Source organism: Dysgonomonas sp. HGC4 (assembly GCF_001261715.1).
Taxonomy (GTDB): domain Bacteria; phylum Bacteroidota; class Bacteroidia; order Bacteroidales; family Dysgonomonadaceae; genus Dysgonomonas_A.
In genome coordinates this window covers 15,748-37,204 of the sequence record NZ_CVRU01000091.1, presented here as the reverse complement: position 1 = coordinate 37,204, position 21,457 = coordinate 15,748, and the positions used below count along the sequence as shown (strand labels likewise).

Here is a 21,457-nt window from a genome sequence, read left to right as displayed (position 1 = left end):
AATTATAGAACTATTTACGAACGGGTCGACGACAAAAAAATAGTACTCAACTTGGGAGCTATCAGTTGGATAGAGTTGCCTTTAGCCCTCTTTTTTTTAATATATTGCTCTTATTCAATGACATATGCTCCGATTCGTAATTACAATATGATAATTGATGTACCACGCGAAATAATAGAAACAGGTAAATCGACGTATAGCAAGGAGATTCAGGAGAGGTATGGAGATGAATCTTCAATAAGAATTTTCAATAAAAGGACCTTAAATGAGTCCAGAAAGAAAGCCGCTCATAGGAGCAGTCTTATAATATTAGTTCTAGGCATCCCGCTTAGCTTAGGTATGTTGTATTGGTTTATACTAATAACTAAGCGCTGCCGCGACCGGCTTATCTTCGATCGGGAATCTCAAACGGTTACTTACCAATGTATATACGGATTGCGAAAGTACAGCTGTGGGTTCGACGAATCGATGTTTCAGTCGCATCTGGCCAGTATGGTCAACTCCGACTCTACCTATCTGGCGTTACGTATCCCCGGTATGAAAGACTATGCCATCGTTTCCGACCTGCTACCCTATATCTCTATGTCGTATTACGTATGGTATATGGACCGAAACCGTCCGTTACCTCCCGGTAGTGCCCTCGACGATTACCGTGAGAGCGACTACCTGCGTCGTCGGTCCGAGTCTTTTCCCTTCCCTCAGTATATGTCGGCCATTCCCACTCCCGAAGCCGACTACCTGATCAAGAAATACAAAGATACGGACGCCTCCCAACGAGCCCTATTGTACAACGAACCCTCCCTTCGCGAAGTAGCTTACTACGAAGACAATCTTCGCAGACAGGGAGAAGCGATGGGATAAGGGAGATTGAGTGTGTTTCAACATGCTTAGAACCCAAACCAATAAGTGAATTATTGAAATGAATTTCAAAAACTAAAAAAAGATCTGATTGATCTTTACATAGGTAATAATATAACAATGAAATAAATATATGAAAGCTCGTAACAATCAAGAAATAAATAAAGGTTATTTAAAATTTTCCATGTTTTTAGCCACATGTGTAGTAATAGGAGTGACTACTTATTTCTGCTTCTTGCAGACTAATAAAATAGAAGTAGGTCGTATTGTAGAAAAGACAGAAGAGTATGACAAGATATATGTCCAACAAATAGAACTTGTAAGTCGAATCGATTCTCTGTATCAGTACATGCTACTATTTAATACTAATAAGAATGATGCGATGCTCCAAAATCTAGTCAGTAAACGCAAGCAGGAAATACTCGCATCGATGGAAGATATGAATGGGAGGGATATAAAGATGTATCAAAGGCTGATGAGTCAGGTAAATTCATTCTTAAGTGCCAAAGATTCCATTCGTATATTGGGGACAGAAGAAGACCTGATACGAATTGACCTGAAAAAATGTATGGAAGAGAATAAGCAGGCATCTCGTAAATTAACTATCGGAAGCATAACACTAAATAAATAAGGTAATGGAGGCAAATACTCTTAAGCAAACACAAAATCAAAAGGAACGCATACTAGGATTTACTTATGTTAGTCTTCTATTCATCATAACTACGGCTCTCTGTTGCGTCTGTATATTTTACTATAATTTTGAGACGAAGACAACCTCTCAGAAAGAATTTGCTATATCTAAAATGGATCGTATTAGAGCATTTCAAAAATTGCAGAGCGATGAAATAATAATAGTGGATTCTATTTACAATAAAATAAAAGATTTCAATCCTGGGATTAGTGCTAGTTATGAGGAAAACGACATTAAGTTCTATTTGAATGATATTAAAAGCATCACAGAAAAGAACAGTTATGATACTCGTTATAAAGTATTCGCCCAGGTGTCTAACTTCTATAATTTATGGTTTGCAGATAAGAAAGAAGTCTGGACTAAACGACAAAATATTGCCGTATTTACCAAGAATCTTGAAAGTTGTGAAATAGGATTACAGAAAAAGAAGGACGAACTAAATAACACAAAGAAATAAATTGCCATGAGTAAATTACTTAATAACAGGACATATATTATCATTGGAATTATTGTTGTTTGCCTTGGAATGGCCTTCTTTGTGCGCTCGTGTTTGACAAAAAGAGAAGTTACAGCTATGGTTAGCCCTTTAGACGTGGAGTTGGGGAGTCCGATAGCATATGCTGATAGTACCAGAGGTGCAGACACTTGGTATTGGGAGTTTGGTAATGGAGACTCTTCACCTCACCAGAAAGGTGAATATACTTATTCGGAGGCAGGTAAATATCAGATACGTCTAACCGTTGATGGCAGTTATATTAAAAAAATCGTAGTGAATGTACGTCCTAAAAAACAAGATGATGATGAACACTTGATAAAAATAGAAGCACCTAAAACTGCTTTGCAGGACGAGTATATAATTTTCAGAGGAGAAGGAACATCCAATGAATGGCGCTGGGAATTTGGAGAGACTGGGGCGGTAGATGCAAAAGAAAAAACAGCAATTTATAAATATAGCTTGCCTGGAACCTATGAAGTACTCTTAACTACTGAGGAAACTAAATATCCTATTCGCCACACAATAGAGATTACGCCTCAATATTCAGAAAGTGATTCGACTGATATTGAGACTATGATTGGTAACGATATCAAATTGAAATTACAGGCTATTGTAGACCAAAAACCGTTTAACACGAATTATAATTATATAATGACTAGTTATCTGTGTAATAATCCTAATGCGCAAGTAATTGTTAATAATTCGAAGCGTAATGATTTTTATTCTTATTGTCAAGGATTGAAAATTATAGGTCGAAAACAAACCATCATAGAGAATGTGTTGGTGGAATTGGAAGAGGATAAGGAAACCTGTGTTAAAAAGATAATTGTAATACAAACTGACACCAATTAAGGTTATAAGATCACAGACTCTTTACTTCTATACCTGTAAGATTAATCACTGGGTATGAAGTAATAAAATAGCTAACACTACTTACATAATACAAAATGAATAGTATATATCGGAAACTAACGACCTCTTTGCTACTGTTGCTACTTTTATTAGCATCATGTGGTCCTATCCATCGTTTTACAAGTGTAAAAAAATTTCCAAGGGAGTATTCACTTAACTATTGTGGAGGTGATATAAGAGCGCCGAAAACAGATTTGAATAAAGAACCTTGGATTGTCTTCTCTGATAGAGAAAAGAACAAAACACTTAATAATGCCGGAGGTAATGTAAAGGCTAAAGATGTAGATTACCTTGATCCCTTTCTTGTAATTGGTACAAATGGTGATTACTTACGACTGATAAAATATACCCCTGATATTTTAAAGAATGGGAAATTAGACTATAAAAAAGCGGAGTACTATGGTTGGATGCATAAATCTAAACTAATGCTTAATCAACAATCGGTAACGGATATTGCAAGTGGCAGGAAAAATAAAATGTTAGCAATCTTTGCTGATACTATATCGATTAATGAACCTGTAAAATTCTTCACAACAGATTCTATTAAGTTATATAAGGATTTGGAAATGAATTCTCAAACTGGAGTTATAAGCCCCTATAGTATTATTTACCAGATGAAAATGTCTGAGGATGGACTGATGACACTAATAGCAAAGAAACCTTATATAAAAGCAGAAGATATAAAAACGGAAGTATTAGGATGGGTAGATAATTCCCTTATAAAGGATATTGGTACTGGGTTGCACGTAAATCAGGCTAGTTTACCCGAAGAGTCAACGCGTTTCTTTATAAGGAACCAAGAAGAGGTGATGATTACGGAAGATATGATGGATGTAAACAGTTTACTGACTGAACAATATTCAACGATCAGATATAATCCAGTGTCTTCATATTCGTGTAAAGATTCTCTCGTTGCATTCAGAACGCGGATGGTATTGCCTGTATTCGACTATAGTAATAACTCTATATTGAATGTAAATGGTAACAGTATAACTCATAAACAATTCAGAACAATAGTAAAAGGGCTTAAAAAGATCAATATTTGTTTTGTGTTTGAAGGTAAAGAGAAAACAATTTCCAATTTTCCACAAATAGTCAATGCCTTGCAAGGACTTCAGCCACTATTTGAAAAGTCCGATGAAACATTTTCATTCCAGTTTAGCTGTGTGATGACTTTTGACGATTCTAATAAAATGCTTCGTCCTGCTAGCACAGAATTAACACCCGAATATTCGGATATGATCAACTATTTGTCAGGAAAAGTAAAAAATAAAGATAAGCTGCGTACCTCGATGCTTCCTCGAACATGGGCGGGATTGAGAAAAGCTGTAGATATGTTTGATGATCATAAGGATGCTACCAACCTTATTGTATTGATTGGCGAAACCGGATATGCGAACGATGGGCTAGATGCTGGATTGTTGAATAAACTTCTTAAGAATAACTGCCGAATATTGGGCTTTCAAGTATATGCCGGAGTGGGAGATGAGTACAATAATTTTGTATTGGATATAGAGAATATGATTAATTCGTATGCAAATGGCATGCTCAAGACCAAGAAGGAAATTTTAGTTTCTCCAAGTCAGATAAAACGAAGTAATAGTTATATAGGAATCGGTGAAACAGAGAATAGTTATAGACTAGATTTTCCTGATAATAGTATAACACAAGGTGCTTTATTTTTTCCTCGTAAATCGGAATTGTTATCAATGGAAATACTTTCCAATAATATTGATACTATACTACAAGAAATAAAGATGGACAATAGCCGTGTTATTCAATTTATGGATAAATCTTTTCGTTCAGTGGGTAATAACCGAACAGTATTCGATAGCCTATTTGTTCAAAATTATGGCATAGATACTACCCGTCTACCCGCCAAGAAATTTATTGCAAGTTTTAGTCATGAGACACCGGGATGGTATATGCCTTCACGCATTGTTGTTCTGGAGGACACTATTAATAACCATGTAGATTATCGTCTAATGTTATCTGAAAGTGAGATGAAAGAACTTAAAGAGTTTGTGGCAGCACTGTCAGAAAAGGAAGTGGATTATATATATCAGGTAAGAGAACGAGAAGAACAGAAGCAGAAACCGTGTAATTGTCCAGAAGATGATTTATTTGCAGAGTTGGATAGAGAAGCTAAGGCTGCGCTTAAAAATGATACAATAATGGATCGGGAAGAATTCTATATTAAGATAGTATCTCCCGGAGGATACGCAAATACAAATAATGTACGTAAACATCTTTCGAAACTTCTGCTTACACCAATCAAATATTGTAAACTGTGTAAAGAGAAGAATAGTAATCTTAAAAAAATGACTCTAGCTGAGGCTCAATATCGGATTACGGGTAGTCCTACTTCGAACGAGCTATTGAACTCAATAAGGATAGAAGAGATAAAAAATAAAAAGGCAGTTCCAGACAAAAAATTAGAGGAATTGATCATTTATTATAAGAAAATGAAGAAAGAGCTTGATAAAGCAGATCAATTTGAATCGAACGGACAAATATATTATTGGGTGGATAGGAAACTACTACCTTAAGTAGAGAATGTATAAGCATGAAAAGTAAAGAAGCAATACGTAAAGAGATTATTCATTATATAAATCTGACATGGGATACTAAAAGTTCTGTAAACCGGAATCCACTAGTCAATCTGATGATAGAGACCATGTGTAATGAGCTCTATTTGTTGGAAAATAAACTGACTGATATAGATTTAACTATTTTGGAAAAGCTGGTAAATAAATTGGCTCCTTCCGGATATAATTATATACGTCCAGCACATAGCATTCTTTATGTAAAGCCTAGTAGCCCTATATATCATCTGGATAGAAAGACTGTATTTACGATAAAGAATCTGTCCAATGAATTAAAAAATAAAGAAATATCATCTGTGGGGTTTACTCCGGTTACCGATACTATTCTTAGGGATGTTAGTGTGACGCATATATTTCAAGGACAAACGCTATGGTCAGTTGATTCTTCCGGAAACAAAAGGGTTATTAATCGCGTGAACGAAAAAAGAACGTATGACACTGTTTGGATAAAACTAGACACCGGAGAGGGAGTAAAATACCTAAAGGACTTATTTTTTTATCTTGATTTTCCGCATCTAAATGATAATCACGATTATTTTGATCTGCTTCCCCATGTGAAATGGTTCGCTGCAGGAAAGCCCTTGGAGATAAAACATGGTTTTCCTATTACAGAGTCGGTTACACATAGTAAAACGGAGACCGATATCCTAGCTTTTTATAATTCTCACTACCAGACTATATCAAGTGAATTGAATTTGAATGCGATGGAAAAGCAGCATCTGCCTGATGAGTTAATCACTATAATGGGGGAGGGACTAGCTTCAAACATCGAGAAAGGTTATTGGCTCTCGATTACTTTTCCTCCTCAATTCAACGATAGTGATCTCAGTAAATTAGTGATTGCTGTGAATGCTTTTCCTGCTTTAAATAGACAACATAACGAAACAAGGGTGTCGAATCCTTCGTTTGGGGATATTATACCATTATCGTCGGATATTGGTGAAGAGTTTTTAGAAATAGATATTGTTTCTGATTCTTCCCAAAGGATATATAAGACGGAAGAACTGAGTGAAGATATAAATGGAACATTTAATGTAGAACCTATAAGAAAGAAGAATATTGCTGACCCTAAGTTAGCAGATTATTTAGAAAGGCTTATTGATATAGCACAAGATGAAAAAACGGCTTTTCCTGAAATAGATGCAGAGAAAATATCTTTGGTACTCGACTCTATAACTGGCATCCAAAATGAAGAAAGTCGTAAAGTAGAACTCAACAGACTAAATGAATATGCAGAAGTAGGACGGATACTTCTATATCCTTTTGATAAGGTTGGTTCTATGGATATTTCATATTGGACATCACATGTACAGCATGTTAACGGTATACCTGCAGGTACATCGGTTATGGCTATTAAAGTAGCAGAATTAAATAAATCAAATGCCATACTCCTGACCCAGGTTTTCGGAGGTAAGAGTTTTTACGATATAGAGAGTCTAAAAGCTATAAATAGGTATTATCTAACTTCAAAAGACCGTATTTTGACTAAACATAATATTTTGAGTTTCTGTTGGATGGAATTAGGTAAATACATCAAAGAAGTAGATGTAGTGCGTAAAGCCAGAATAACTCCCCAATTTAAGCAAGGTATAATCAATGTTATGGAAATTCAGTTAACGCCTAAAGATAAATATATTGACTATCTAAAAGAGAAAGGAGTTGTAAAGGACTTGAAGACTAGGCTCAATCTGCGCTCTCCGAACCATTACAATTATACTTTTAAAGTTATAGAATCAGCTAATAAATAAAAAATAAATATATGGATTTTATTAATCTGAATGAATCAGTAAAAACCGCCATAAGAATAGCCCAGTCTATTTCTCGAGAATATTATAATGCAACTTATTCGTCTGCCCATTTATTGAAAGCTCTGCTTCATAAAGAGATTGGTTTGAAAGACTTTATACAAAGCATGGATAAAGATGTTGAGTATTTTGGAGAATGGGCCGAAATGCGTATTGACGATTTTCCAAAAGCCGGTGTAGTAGCTGATATACAACCCGATGAAAAAATACCAATGGTTTTTGAAGAAGCAGACAATGTGCGTCTGAAACTTGGGTTGTTAGAAATTAATCCTATTTGTGTACTCGCTGCATTGGCTAAACCCAATGTAGGGTTTTCGGTAGACCAATTGAAGTCTTTTCCCCTTCGGGAAAATGAGATTTTTGACTTGTATGTTAGTGGAAAAGAGATAAGATCATCCATTGGTATGCCAAATGCCTCTTTTGTAACATCAGAAGAAAATGGAGCGATGCCTATGGTCAACCTAATGAAATATTGTGTTGATAAAACAGCTTTGGCACTAGACTTAAAAATACATAACATTGTAAGCCGTGATAAGGAAACACGTATGATGATGGAAATACTTGGACGTCACAGCAAACCCAATGTTATGATTATCGGAGATTCGGGAGTGGGGAAAACGGCTCTTGTGGATGGTCTTGCTCATGATATTGTAAATAAAAATGTAGCATCTTATCTTGATGGAGCTGCGGTCTACGAACTGGATACAGGTGCTCTTATTGCTGGAGCAACTTACAAAGGGGAAATAGAAGACCGTTTGAAAAATATTATCAAGGAAATTCGGAATATAGATAATGCAATTCTATTTATTGACGAAATTCATGTGCTATTAGACCCTAAACAGGGTAATTCGGGTGCTGCAAACATCTTAAAACCTGAGTTGTCAAAAGGTGATCTAACGGTTATCGGTGCCACTACTATTGATGAATATCGTAAATTGATAGAACCCGATCATGCCTTTAGTCGTAGATTTGAAGTATTACAAATCAATGAACCGGATATTGCATCGGCTATTCTTATGGTACACTCAGTCTTACCTCGATATATGGAATTCCACAAGCTTGAAGTAGACAAGGAAGCGATAGAGGAATGTGTAAAGTTAGCTAAGCGTTACGATAAAGATCGTCGTTTGCCAGATTCGGCTATCGATTTGATGGATAGAACTATGTCGGCGACTAAAATGGTAAATGAGACTGCTCATAAAGATATTCATTATTTTATAAGTGAGTTAGCCCTCATTGAAGGAGCATTTGATAAAACACCCGAAGAAAAACTTGCAGATTTACGCTTCTTATACTTATCAATGCAAAACCGCTTGAGTCCTGTTTTATTAGGTATCATTACAGATGAAACTGATGTGAGGGAAATAGAGGATGAAGGTGTACTATTTAATTATGTTGGCAAGGCGTTAGATATATTAAATGACTTCATAAAAGAGAAGATTACAAAAATAGCAGTACATGAGGTTGCTGCCATTATATCTAGTAAAACTGGAATCCCGATAGGGAAAGTACAAGCTCAGGAAAAAGAACGCCTGCTAAATATGGAAGACTTGTTGCGCCGAAGAGTGGTTGGACAAGATAATGCTTTGAAATCGCTTGTAGATGCTATCTTAGAGTCTCGAAGTGGGTTGAATAAAGCAGGACAACCCATTGGCTCATTTTTCTTATTAGGACCTACGGGAACGGGAAAAACTGAATTAGCAAAATCGTTGGCAGAAGTACTCTTTAATGACGAAAAAGCAATGATTCGTTTCGATATGTCAGAGTTTAAAGAAGAACATTCGGCAGCCCTATTATACGGAGCTCCTCCGGGATATGTAGGTTATGAAGAAGGCGGGCTTTTAGTGAATAAAATTCGTCAGCAGCCTTATGCTGTGGTTCTATTTGATGAGATCGAAAAAGCACATCCATCGGTGTATGACATCTTCCTGCAAATTATGGATGAAGGTAAATTGCATGATAGACTAGGTAAAGAAGGTGATTTTTCTAATGCTATAATCCTGTTTACATCCAATGTTGGTAGCGAGTGGCTTACTAAGCAATTATCACAAGGAATTACTCCAACTACTACACAGTTGATGGAAGTGATGGGGCAGTATTTCCGTCCAGAGTTTTTAGCTCGTTTATCAGAAATAGTTCCATTCTCGCCTATCAATGAAACCATGCTATTGAAGATTTTCAATATTCAGCTTAAAGGGCTTATTGAAGCTTTGAGTAAGCAAGGTATAGATTTGGAAATTGATGATGATACTCGTAAAATGCTAGCCGAACGTGGTTTCACACCTAAGTATGGAGCAAGACAAGTGGCAGGGACGATACGAACACATTTGAGACGTCCTATTTCACGCCTGATTGTGGGTAATAAGCTTTCTCATGGACATAAATTAGTGGTAGGTAAAGACTCTGATAATGAATTGATTTGGGATATCCGATAATTCTTTGATATGCTATATTTATCTGTTATAACTAATAGTATTTTGTCTGTGATAAAGTTAATAGTTAAGGAGAATTGAGGTTCTGGAAACGGAGAAATACTTATATCTAATTTCTCTATATTTGAAATAGGTCTAAAAAAAGCAGTTACAAATTTTTGTAGCTGCTTTTCTCTTTTTATAAAGAATTATCAGCTTTACGACTGAATTATAATAGGTTGTCATTTGTTATAAGAATTAACATATAAGTATGTTATCATCCTATTCGTTGCCTCTAAAACCCGTATCTAAACTAATCCCCGAAATTAACGAGCTTATTTTCTATATTTGTAGATAATAAAGTGTGTTTATTATGAAATTATTTTTTTACTTAGCTATAATATTATTCTTTCCCCTAAATATCTTTTCTCAAGGACTCAGATTTCATGGAAATGAAAGTCTGATCAATGATAGAACTTCTTATTCAGTATTTGAGAATAGTTCACCCTCTTTTTCCGAGAAACTGATTATTAATTTTAATTTGTCGTTACTTCCAGAATCGAATGTTGGTTATATCCTGAGATTGAAAGATACTAATCAGAACACGACTTATAATTTGATGTATGATAATGAGGGGGGAGATAATACAGTCTTTAAATTCAATGAAGAAGGTCGCAACAATTTGATCACTACTCTTTTTAGAAAAGAAGAACTTGCTAATTGCCAATGGGTAAGTATCAGCCTCTCTTTTGATCTCAAGGAAGATTCTATGATTCTGAGTGTGAATGAGAATGAAACTAAAATAGGAGGTTTAAATCTTCAAGAAAAATGGAAGCCTATCATTTATTTTGGAAGGAGTGAACATGTCGTTGATATTCCTTCTTTTGCCATTAAGAATCTGGTCATTAAAGATAAACAACAAGAATATCTATTTCATTTAAATGAGAATGAAGGAGAACTTGTACATGATTCGAAAGGTAAAGTAAGAGGTCAGGTTTCTAATCCTGTTTGGTTGATTAATAATGCCTATTACTGGGCTCCACGAGCATCTTTCAAGTCGAAAAATGTAGCGGGTTTAAACTTTAATCCAAAAACACAAGACATATACTTTTTCGATCGTGATTCTATCATGACTTTCAATGTTCGTACACATAATATTTCGTCTAAGAAATATGCCAATGAACTACCTGTCAAACTCAGATTAGGTATGAGCTTTATGGATAAAACGGATGATCGGTTATATGCATATGAGGTATACTCCGAAGAGCAAGCCACAGCAGCTACAGCAGCTTATCTTGATCTCAATACATTGATATGGACATCTGAGACTGTTGATAGACTACCTACTCAGTTGCATCACCATAACGGATTTTATGATTCCGATAATCAGAGATATATAGTTTTTGGAGGTTTTGGAAGCCAACATTATAACAAGGAGTTTTACTCGTATGATTTGATTGAAAAGAAATGGAACTTACTATCCTTTGAAGGAGATAAGATCACACCCAGATATTTCTCCTCAATGTGCTATAAAAAGGATGAAAATGCATTGTATATTTTCGGGGGTATGGGCAATGATTCCGGAGATCAGACTATTGGTCGTCGTTACTATTATGACTTATACAAAGTTGATCTTAATAAGAAAAAAATCACAAAGTTATGGGAAATACCTTGGGAGGGAGATAATGTAGTGCCTGTACGTAGCATGATAATGCTTGATGATACATGCTTTTATACATTGTGCTATCCGGAACACTTTTCGAGTACATTCTTAAAGTTATATCGTTTTTCTATTAAAAATGGAAATTTTGATATTTTGGGAGATTCAATTCCGATCCGTTCCGATAAAATTACAACAAATGCCAACTTATACTATAATGAAAAGTTGAACGAACTGTATTGTACCGTTCAGGAGTTTGATGCGAATGATATTTCCTCGGTTGCTCGAGTGTATTCTTTATCTTTTCCTCCTATAAGTTTTGATGAACTTGTCGGAGATGGTAAAAACAAGGCTATGACTTACATTTGGCTTGTAGTTATTTTAGCTGCGGTTTTAGTTGGTATATATCTTTTTTATAGAAAAAAGAATAGGGTTAAAACTGATCTTAATTCTCTAGATAACTCCAATTTGGCTTTGGAAGCTAGAGAGGAAATACAACGCGAATCTTTTGCTAGAAGAGATCAACCAAACTCGGTTTACTTATTTGGTGAATTTACGGTAAGAGATCGTAATAATAAGGATATTACGTATATGTTCAGTACAAAACTGAAACAAACTTTTCTTTTAATCCTTCAATATAGTATAGAAGATGGCATTTCATCTCAACAGTTGAGTGACATTTTATGGCCTGACAAAACAGAGAATAAAGCAAAGAATCTAAAAGGGGTAACCCTCAATCATATACGCAAAGCTCTTTCGGAGCTTGACGATATAGAACTCATTCACGATAAAGGGTTCTTTAAAATAGTATTATCGGAGGGATGCTACTGCGATTATATGAGGTTTTCAGAAATAACTAAAGAAGAGAATATAATAAATAATAAAGAGTTGATTGAAATATTAACAAGAGGTAAATTCCTGAAAAACACAGAAGGCGAGATTTTCGATTCGTTCAAACAAGAGGTTGAAAATAGATCGGAAACTATTTTACAAATGGAAATCGAAAGTCGATATGCTCAGCAAGATTACCAAACTACATTATTACTGGTAGAGACTCTTTTTAATATTGACTCTCTAAATGAAGAAGCATTATACTATCAGATACATTCTTTAACAAAACTAAAAATGACGGATCAGGCAAAAAATAAATATTTGATATTTGCCGCAGAATACAAGAAGGTGATGAATGAAAATTATCCAACAAACCTTTCCTCTCTTTTAAACGAAAAAGAGCTTAAGAGATAAAAATACTTAAGATTTGTCTATATTTTAAAAGCTTCGTTTACGTAGATATACGTAAACAGCTTTATTCTGTTTGTCAAAGCAATAAAAGGCTTAGGATCTTAAATATATGCAGGTTAATAAAATAAGTTACACTTCTAACCCTGTTTTAATCGCAAATTAACCCAATAGTTAACCACTGCAACATACATTTGGTGCTGTTAACTGATAGGAAATACCATTGACTTATTTACAAAAACTAAATACCTCTAATTCTATATTAGAAGAGGAGATGTAAGCACTCAATAAACACAAAAGCTTACAAAAAATTCCTACCACACATTCTAGAGAACAATTTATAATGTTAACTTATTATATAAACCTTATGCGAAATCTTACTGTCTTATTTTTAGTAATCATTTCTATTTTTTCTATTAAACTGAATGCCCAAACTACTCCTGTTGATTATGTGAGTACGTTGGTTGGCACACAATCTAAACATTCGTTATCCACAGGTAATACCTATCCGGCAATAGCTATGCCATGGGGTATGAATTTTTGGATGCCACAAACCGGTAAAATGGGCGATGGATGGGCATATACATACGATGCAGATAAGATCAGAGGTTTTAAGCAGACGCATCAACCCAGTCCATGGATAAACGATTATGGTCAATTTGCAATTATGCCTATCACAGGCAAAGTTGTATTTGATCAGGATGAGCGGGCTAGTTGGTTCTCTCATAAAGCCGAAGTTGCCAGACCATATTATTATCGTGTTTATCTGGCAGATCACGATGTAGTCACCGAAATAGCCCCAACAGAGCGAGCTGCTATGTTTCGTTTTACTTTTCCTGAGAACGATAATTCATCGGTAATTGTAGATGCTTTTGACGATGGTTCGTATGTAAAAATCATCCCTGAACAAAATAAAATCATTGGTTATACTACCAAAAATAATGGAGGAGTACCCGATAATTTTAAGAATTACTTTGTAATAGTATTCGATAAGCCTTTTACTTATATGGCTTCTTCCATCAACAACAAAATACAAAAAGGAGTATTAGAAGTTAAAGAAGATCATGCAGGAGCAATCATTGGTTTCTCAACAAAAAAAGGCGAATTAGTACATGCTAAAGTGGCTTCTTCATTTATCAGCTATGATCAGGCTGAATTAAACCTAAAAGAATTAAGTAATGATTCTTTTGATCAGATTAAAGCAAAAGGCAGAAACGAATGGAATAAAGTATTGGGACGTATTGAAGTTGAAGATGATAATATTGACAATCTTCGTACATTCTATTCTTGTCTTTATCGCTCGGTGCTTTTTCCTCGTAGTTTTTATGAAATAAACAAGGAAGGCGAGCCTGTTCATTATAGCCCTTATAGTGGAGAAGTACTTCCCGGATATATGTTTACTGATACGGGTTTTTGGGATACATTCCGCTCTTTATTTCCATTCTTAAATCTGATGTATCCTTCTATGAACGAGAAGATGCAGGCAGGGTTAGTCAACACATATAAAGAAAGCGGCTTTTTACCCGAATGGGCAAGTCCCGGTCATAGAGGTTGTATGGTTGGTAACAACTCGGCATCAGTAGTAGCTGATGCTTACCTAAAGGGATTGAGAGGATACGATATTGAAACTCTTTGGCAGGCAGTAGTGAGTGGAGCTAATAGTGTACACCCAACAGTGAGTTCAACAGGTCGTTTAGGATATCAATATTATAATAAGTTAGGATATGTGCCTTATAATGTAGGAATTAAAGAGAGTGCAGCCCGCACCTTAGAATATGCTTATGATGACTGGGCTATTTATAAGCTGGGTAAGGCATTGAATAAACCAGAGAAAGAAATAGGTATATATGCCAAAAGAGCGATGAACTATAAGAATCTATTCGATCCCGAACACAAACTAATGAGAGGACGAAATGAAGATGGAACTTTCCAATCGCCTTTTAACCCTTTGAAATGGGGAGATGCTTTCACCGAAGGTAATAGCTGGCATTACACATGGTCGGTATTCCACGATCCTCAAGGATTAATTGACTTAATGGGTGGACAGAATGGTTTCAATCAAATGCTTGATTCTGTATTTAATGTTCCCCCTTTATTTGATGAGAGCTATTATGGAAGTGTGATTCATGAAATCCGCGAAATGCAAATAATGAATATGGGTAATTATGCACATGGTAATCAACCGGTTCAGCATATGATCTACTTATATAACTATTCGGGCGAACCATGGAAGGCTCAATATTGGGTGAGAGAAGTTATGGACAAGTTATACACACCTGCTCCTGACGGGTATTGCGGAGATGAAGACAATGGTCAGACTTCGGCATGGTATGTATTTTCGGCTTTAGGTTTCTATCCCGTATGTCCCGGAGCAGATCAATATGTAATAGGCTCACCTTTATTTAAAAGCGTGAAGCTTAATCTGGAAAACGGAAAACAAATTCATATTAAGGCTGCAAATAATAATCAATCAAACCGATACATCTCATCACTATCAGTAGACGGACAACCTTACACAAAGAACTATCTAACTTATGACAATTTGCTAAAGGGCGCTACTATTGACTTCAATATGTCTGCTACTCCCAATAAACAAAAAGGGATAAATGAGACTGATTTTCCCTATTCATTCTCAAATGAATTAAAGAAAGCAAACCCATCCACCAAGAAGAAAAAATGAATATGTCTAAACCTTAAAATCAATTGACCTTATGAACAAAAGAACGAGAGAGTCGGCTTTAAGATTCTCTGCTTTGAAACCGTAGCCATCATTTCAGTTAACTAATTATTTAATTTTTTACGAAAAAACACTTTTAAAGTATGGAAATAAAACGATGTCTATTTCAGATACAGAAGACTTATGCAATGAAAGCATTGCAGGTTTTGATTCTTCTAGGATCATTTAGTCTTCATGTACAAGCACAAGTAAATCAAGCTTCGGAGGTTTCGATAAGCGGAACTGTAAAAGATAATACGGGCGAACCTCTTATTGGAGCTAATGTAATAGAAAAGGGAACTACCAATGGTACAATAACCGATCTGGATGGTGGTTTTAGCCTAAAGGTAAAACCTAATGCTGTTATTCAAGTTTCGTATATTGGTTTTAACAACAAAGAGTTTCCTTTAGGGGGACAAACAACCTTCAATATTGTACTTGATGATAATAGTAAACTGCTTCAAGATGTAATTGTGGTAGGTTACGGCGTTCAAAAGAAAGTGACTCTAACCGGGGCAATTTCGGCAATCAAAGGAGATGAAATTCTGGCTACCCGAAACGAAAATGTACAAAACATGTTGGCTGGTCGTGTGGCTGGTTTACGTGTAGTACAAAACTCGAGTGAGCCGGGATCATTTAATAATAACTTTGAGATTAGGGGAATGGGTAACCCGCTTCTTGTAATTGATGGAGTACCCCGTGATAATATTTCGCGTCTCGATCCTAACGATATCGAAAGCATTTCAGTACTTAAAGATGCTTCGGCTGCGATATATGGTGTACGTGCTGCAAATGGAGTGGTTCTGGTAACAACAAAAAAAGGTAGTAAGGATAAGCTTGAACTCAGATACTCGGGTAATTTTGGCTGGCAAAAACCTTCCGGATTACCTAGAGGAGTAGGGGCTGTTGATTATATGACCCTTGCCAATGAGCGTTCGATGCACAATGTAGATGGAGGTAAATTATCGTTTCAGGACAAAGATTTTGCTCCTTATCTTGATGGTACTTTAAGTAGTACAGATTGGTATTCTCCAATCATCAGAGATTTGGCTCCACAAGCACAGCACAATATTAGTGCAACAGGAGGTAACGACAAGGCAACTTATTATATGAGTTTGGGATATCAAACCCAAGATGGATTTTTAAAGAGTGGAGATCTAAATTATAATCGTTATAATATTCGTTCAAACGTATCGAGTAAGATTACAAACCGATTGACCGTTGATATGAATATCTCGGGGATTGCTGAGGAAAAGAATGCTCCCTATATTTCGATGGAAGATATTATTCGCTCATTCTGGAGGATGAAGCCTACCGATCCTATTTATGCAAACAATAACGAAGGGTACTATATGCAAGGATCGGTAGATGGATCTAATCCCGTAGCGATGATGAACTCAGATGTTGCAGGGTATAACAAAACACGTAATAAATGGTTTCAAACCACAGGAACAGCAACCTATGTTGTACCTTACATTGATGGACTGAAAGCGAAAGCACTATTTAGTTATGACTACTATCTTTCTGATAATAAGATATACAGACAAGAATACAATCAATACACCTACAACGATGCCGATGATACCTATAAATCATTTACTCATCAGGCTCCAAACAGGATAAGGAGAGAAAATTTTTCGAGACAATCTGTTTTGTGGAATCTCTCTTTAGATTACAATAAAAACTTTAATAAGAAGCACGATGTAGGCGCTCTTTTACTATTAGAGCAAGCCGTAAGACAAGCCGATAACTTCTACGCATTGAGAGAGCTTGCTCTTCCAATCGACGAACTTTTAGCTGGTAATAGTGCAAATCAGGAAGGAAATATGAAGTCTAGCGACTTATACAAAGATGCCAATCGTGCCCTAGTTGGTAGATTCAACTACGCATATCAATCTAAGTACATGGCCGAGTTTAGTTTCAGATACGATGGTTCCTCAAAGTTCCCGACGAACTACCGTTGGGGATTTTTCCCTTCCGCATCTGTAGGATGGAGAGCATCTGAAGAAAACTTCTGGAAAGATTCGTTCTTGGCTTTTGTGAATAACTTCAAACTTCGTGGATCGTATGGAAAGCTTGGCGATGATGGAGCTGCCAGTTATCAGTTTATACAAGGATATTTTTATCCTGCGACAGGAGATGGAATCGACTCTAATAAGCTTCCTAACGGACATATATTTGATGGAAACTTTATCACATCAATGAGTAGTAAAGGTATTGCTAATCCTAATATAACATGGTACACAGCAAAAACAGCAAATATAGGTTTCGATCTCGAAGCGTGGAATGGACTGTTTGGTGTGGTATTGGATCTGTTTCAACGAGATAGAGATGGTTTATTAGCTAGACGAGTACAAAGCTTACCCGGAATAGTGGGAGCAACTCTACCCGAGGAAAATCTGAATAGCGACAGAACGCGAGGATTTGATCTTGAATTGACTCACCGAAATAAGATTAACGATTTTAGATATAGTGCAATGGGAGTTCTTTCGTTTGCTCGTACAATGAATCGTTATCAAGAAAGAGCCAAAGCAGGAAACTCTTATGAGAATTGGAGAAATAATAATAACAATCGTTGGAGCAATACTTGGTGGGGATATGGAACTACCGGACAGTATGATTCTTGGGGAAGCATTGTCAATAGTCCGACTTATGTAGGAAGAGGTACTTTACCCGGAGATTATGCTTATCAGGATTGGAATGGCGATGGTGTTATTTCAGACTTAGATAAACATCCCATTGCTTATGGAGGAGACAAACCTATGATGAGCTTTGGTCTTACTTTGATTGGTGAATATAAAGGAATTGATTTAAATATCTTACTTCAAGGGGCAGCTCTGTCGTCGGTTTCTTATAGTGAACAACTAAGAGAACCTCTATGGGGTGGAGGTAGTGGTTTGGAGCAATTCATGGATCGTTGGCATCCGGTTGATCCCCGAGCTAATCCTTACGATCCCAATATCGACTGGGTTTCTGGCTACTATGCTTACACAGGAAGCTTGCCTGACACCGATTCTAAATACAATATGCAGGATGCAACCTATGTTCGCTTAAAGAGTATCGAGTTAGGCTACACACTACCAGTATCAGTTGTAAGAAGACTAGGTATTCAGAATGTACGGGTATTTACTAATGGATACAACTTGCTAACGGTTACAAATGTAAAACATGTTGACCCGGAGCATCCTTCGAGCTCCAATGGATACTTGTACCCGTTGAATAAAACGTTTTCGTTGGGTGTAGATATTAAATTTTAATCTCAAATAGTATAATCATGAAATATAAAGGATATATTATAATAACTCTAATGGCATGTGGAATGGCTTTTTCATTCCCCTCTTGTCAAGATCTGGATATAGCTCCGATGAATATTGTGAAAGATGATGATGTCTTCAGTAACGAGGCTGGTATTCGCAGTTATATGGCACGTATGTATAGCGAAATGCCGATGGAAGATTTCAGATATTCGCATACACGTTTATTCAATCACTTTTGGTTAGTTAACCCCTTTAGTTGTATTTCGGGAGAAGGGCTTAGCCGTGATGTAGGAGGCGCTGCAACCGAAAGTATTGTGACCGAAAATAATAAAAATAATTATTGGGACGATGCTTATATTTTGATTCGTGAAGCTAATTATTTTATAGAGACTCTTCCTCAATACGCAAACTTGTACAGTACCGAATCGGTAGATAATTGGTTAGGCGAAGCTTACTTTGCTCGGGCATTTGCTTATTATGCTTTGGCTAAACGTTATGGAGGTGTTCCGTTAGTAGATAAGGTACTCAATTATCCGAGCATAAGTATAGACGATACTTATTTGCCTCGAAATTCGGAGGAAGAAACATGGGATTTTATCTCTCGTGACTTTGATACTGCAATAGAAAAATTGTCAACAGTAAATGCGAGAGGTAGGATTACTAAATATGGTGCTGCGGCTTTTAAATCGAGAGCAATGCTATATGCAGGTTCTATTGCTAAATACAATACAACTTCATTATTTGACAGTAATAACAAACGTTTATGTGGAATTCCTGCCGATAGAGCAAAAGACTATTTCAAACAAAGCTATGATGCGGCAAAAATGACCGAAGGTAAATACAGCCTTTATATGAAAGACTGGAAAGCCGGAGATAAAGAAGCACAATATCAGAACTATGTAAATTTATTTTTTGCAGCAGATAGTCCCGAAAATATTTTGGTGAAAGATTACCAATACCCCGAAACTGTGCATGGTTGGGATGCCTACAATGTACCTCGTCAGAGTATGGGACCCAATGGTTATTCGGCTGAAATAAACCCGACTCTCAATTTCGTAGAAATGTTCGATGGTTTTGAGAAAGATGCAAACGGTCACTTTAAAAATCTGGATGCAAGTGGTAAATATCTGATGTTTGATAAAACAATGGATCCGTTTGTAAATGCAGAACCACGCTTGCGTGCAACTGTAATTTTCCCCGGAGATGTGTTTAAGAAAGAGAATATTGAGATACGCCGAGGTATTTATACGGGAAGTGTAACTAATGGTATTGCTCCTCTTTTACCTGTGGGTTCTACTGAGGCTTATCCGGAAACCAATCTGATTACATCGGCAAATGCTTCTCAAACAGCATACACTTTACCCAATGGTACTAAAATGAATCCTGCCGGAGCTAGTGGAACTTTCAATTCAGACGGAACTTGTAGTATCTCAGGATTCTCGATCCGTAAATATCTAGATCCTAATAGAGAAACATCTCAGGTCTTAGAAAATCATTCGGATCAGTCTTGGATCGAAATGCGATATGCCGAAGTTTTATTAACAAGAGCTGAGGCTGCATACGAGCTTCAATCATTAGGAGTAACAGACGGTAATTACACCAATGATGCATTTACTTGCATCAACCAACTAAGGGAGAGAGCAGGTGCAACGCTATTGGCTTCTGCCGGAAACTTGAACTTGGACGTAATACGTACCGAAAGACGTAAAGAGCTTGGCTTCGAGCACAAAACATATTGGGATATGAAACGTTGGAGAGTTGCCGATAAGGAACAAAATTCGACTTTGTATAGAATCCTAATGCCCTTCTTTGCAGCTAATTCTATGAAATATTTCTTTGATATAAGAACCGATGAGGGAAACAGAAGATACACATTTGATACCAGATGGTATTATCAACAAATACCATCTGGAGAGATCACTAAGAATCCGAAGATGGAACAAAACCCCGGTTATTAAAAGTGAAATTTAAAAACGATAGTAATATGAAAAAAATAGTATATAGTGCTGTATTCTCTTTTGTGCTTCTGATGGGGTTTTCATGTACAGATTATGATAATTATGACGAACCACAAGAAACATTAAAGGGGTCGGTAGTTGATAAAAATACCAAGCGAACCCTTCAGACCGAAACTAATGATGCAGGTATCCGCATCAAGCTATTAGAGTATAGCTGGAGTGACGATCCTACACCTTATTATTTTTATAGTATGCAGGATGGTACATTTAATAATACGAAGATATTCAAAGGCAATTACAATGTATCGGTTGAAGGAGCATTTGTGCCTATTATTCAACGCGATAGTAACGGAAATATAATCAAGGATGATAGTAAGACTGTGGATATAAAAGGTACAGTAGATCTAACATTTGAGGTAGAACCGTTTCTTAATGTAGAATGGGTAGGGGAGCCGGTTCTTAATGCCGATAAAACGGTAACCGTAAATGTGAAAGTAACAAGAGGAACCAGTGATGCCAATTATCAGAAGAATATTACAGATTTGTACTTGTTTGTAAATACCAATCCATATACGGGTAATAATAATTACGACAATAATTATTCTACTCAGATAAGATATGATGGCTCCGATGCAAATTCGCTATTAGGTACAACAATTTCGGTTACTACGAAAACTGCTTTACCTGCTTCGCGAATATTCTATTTGAGAGTAGGTGCTCGTATAGACTACGAGACAGCCGGACGAAAACGTTATAACTATAACGAGGTTAAGTCTATGCAAATTCCCTGATAAACAAGAGGGCTCCCTTCAAAAAAGAGGAGCCTTCTCTCTTCTTTTTCTTTAGAA

Annotated in this window: 12 protein-coding genes; all 12 read left to right on the top strand. The window is 36.3% G+C overall.

What is annotated here, in order from left to right; all coding sequences use genetic code 11:
- Nucleotides 1-117 precede the first annotated feature (117 nt).
- The 12 genes from HGC4_RS18940 to HGC4_RS09290 all read left to right on the top strand — a co-directional run bounded on the left by HGC4_RS18940 (nucleotide 118) and on the right by HGC4_RS09290 (nucleotide 21,400).
- A complete protein-coding gene (locus HGC4_RS18940; RefSeq protein WP_255349827.1) occupies nucleotides 118-861 on the top strand; it encodes a hypothetical protein in 744 nt (247 codons plus the stop codon).
- Between the two features lie 130 nt (nucleotides 862-991).
- The gene (gene tssO, locus HGC4_RS09340) at nucleotides 992-1,489 is read left to right on the top strand and encodes a type VI secretion system TssO (RefSeq protein ID WP_050709862.1); all 498 of its coding nucleotides are present in this window, start codon (nucleotides 992-994) and stop codon (nucleotides 1,487-1,489) included.
- A gap of 4 nt (nucleotides 1,490-1,493) precedes the next feature.
- Nucleotides 1,494-2,006: a type VI secretion system transmembrane protein TssO gene (locus HGC4_RS09335; RefSeq protein WP_050709861.1), complete on the top strand. Its 513-nt coding sequence runs from the start codon at nucleotides 1,494-1,496 to the stop codon at nucleotides 2,004-2,006.
- 6 nt (nucleotides 2,007-2,012) lie between these two features.
- The gene (locus HGC4_RS09330) at nucleotides 2,013-2,897 is read left to right on the top strand and encodes a PKD domain-containing protein (protein ID WP_050709860.1); all 885 of its coding nucleotides are present in this window, start codon (nucleotides 2,013-2,015) and stop codon (nucleotides 2,895-2,897) included.
- A 95-nt stretch (nucleotides 2,898-2,992) separates the two neighbouring features.
- Entirely contained in the window at nucleotides 2,993-5,506 is a 2,514-nt protein-coding gene (gene tssR, locus HGC4_RS09325; RefSeq protein WP_157258216.1) for a type VI secretion system protein TssR domain-containing protein, read from the top strand.
- Nucleotides 5,507-5,523: 17 nt separating this feature from the next.
- Entirely contained in the window at nucleotides 5,524-7,311 is a 1,788-nt protein-coding gene (locus HGC4_RS09320) for a type VI secretion system baseplate subunit TssF (protein ID WP_050709858.1), read from the top strand.
- An 11-nt stretch (nucleotides 7,312-7,322) separates the two neighbouring features.
- Nucleotides 7,323-9,803: an ATP-dependent Clp protease ATP-binding subunit gene (locus HGC4_RS09315; protein ID WP_050709857.1), complete on the top strand. Its 2,481-nt coding sequence runs from the start codon at nucleotides 7,323-7,325 to the stop codon at nucleotides 9,801-9,803.
- Between the two features lie 349 nt (nucleotides 9,804-10,152).
- On the top strand, nucleotides 10,153-12,684 hold the full coding sequence (locus tag HGC4_RS09310) for a Kelch repeat-containing protein (RefSeq protein ID WP_050709856.1): 2,532 nt from the start codon (nucleotides 10,153-10,155) through the stop codon (nucleotides 12,682-12,684).
- 361 nt (nucleotides 12,685-13,045) lie between these two features.
- Nucleotides 13,046-15,358: a GH92 family glycosyl hydrolase gene (locus tag HGC4_RS09305; RefSeq protein WP_050709855.1), complete on the top strand. Its 2,313-nt coding sequence runs from the start codon at nucleotides 13,046-13,048 to the stop codon at nucleotides 15,356-15,358.
- A gap of 140 nt (nucleotides 15,359-15,498) precedes the next feature.
- Nucleotides 15,499-18,651: a SusC/RagA family TonB-linked outer membrane protein gene (locus tag HGC4_RS09300; protein ID WP_082204128.1), complete on the top strand. Its 3,153-nt coding sequence runs from the start codon at nucleotides 15,499-15,501 to the stop codon at nucleotides 18,649-18,651.
- Nucleotides 18,652-18,668: 17 nt separating this feature from the next.
- Entirely contained in the window at nucleotides 18,669-20,609 is a 1,941-nt protein-coding gene (locus tag HGC4_RS09295) for a RagB/SusD family nutrient uptake outer membrane protein (RefSeq protein ID WP_050709854.1), read from the top strand.
- Nucleotides 20,610-20,635: 26 nt separating this feature from the next.
- The gene (locus tag HGC4_RS09290; protein ID WP_050709853.1) at nucleotides 20,636-21,400 is read left to right on the top strand and encodes a DUF3823 domain-containing protein; all 765 of its coding nucleotides are present in this window, start codon (nucleotides 20,636-20,638) and stop codon (nucleotides 21,398-21,400) included.
- Nucleotides 21,401-21,457 lie beyond the last annotated feature (57 nt).

Bases quoted from the DNA above. Each gene is read 5' to 3' on its own strand.
- HGC4_RS09295 (WP_050709854.1), top strand. From the start codon at position 18,669: ATGAAATATAAAGGATATATTATAATAACTCTAATGGCATGTGGAATG.
- HGC4_RS09290 (WP_050709853.1), top strand. From the start codon at position 20,636: ATGAAAAAAATAGTATATAGTGCTGTATTCTCTTTTGTGCTTCTGATG.
- tssO (WP_050709862.1), top strand. From the start codon at position 992: ATGAAAGCTCGTAACAATCAAGAAATAAATAAAGGTTATTTAAAATTT.
- HGC4_RS09320 (WP_050709858.1), top strand. From the start codon at position 5,524: ATGAAAAGTAAAGAAGCAATACGTAAAGAGATTATTCATTATATAAAT.
- HGC4_RS09330 (WP_050709860.1), top strand. From the start codon at position 2,013: ATGAGTAAATTACTTAATAACAGGACATATATTATCATTGGAATTATT.
- HGC4_RS09310 (WP_050709856.1), top strand. From the start codon at position 10,153: ATGAAATTATTTTTTTACTTAGCTATAATATTATTCTTTCCCCTAAAT.
- tssR (WP_157258216.1), top strand. From the start codon at position 2,993: ATGAATAGTATATATCGGAAACTAACGACCTCTTTGCTACTGTTGCTA.
- HGC4_RS18940 (WP_255349827.1), top strand. From the start codon at position 118: ATGACATATGCTCCGATTCGTAATTACAATATGATAATTGATGTACCA.
- HGC4_RS09305 (WP_050709855.1), top strand. From the start codon at position 13,046: ATGCGAAATCTTACTGTCTTATTTTTAGTAATCATTTCTATTTTTTCT.
- HGC4_RS09300 (WP_082204128.1), top strand. From the start codon at position 15,499: ATGGAAATAAAACGATGTCTATTTCAGATACAGAAGACTTATGCAATG.
- HGC4_RS09315 (WP_050709857.1), top strand. From the start codon at position 7,323: ATGGATTTTATTAATCTGAATGAATCAGTAAAAACCGCCATAAGAATA.
- HGC4_RS09335 (WP_050709861.1), top strand. From the start codon at position 1,494: ATGGAGGCAAATACTCTTAAGCAAACACAAAATCAAAAGGAACGCATA.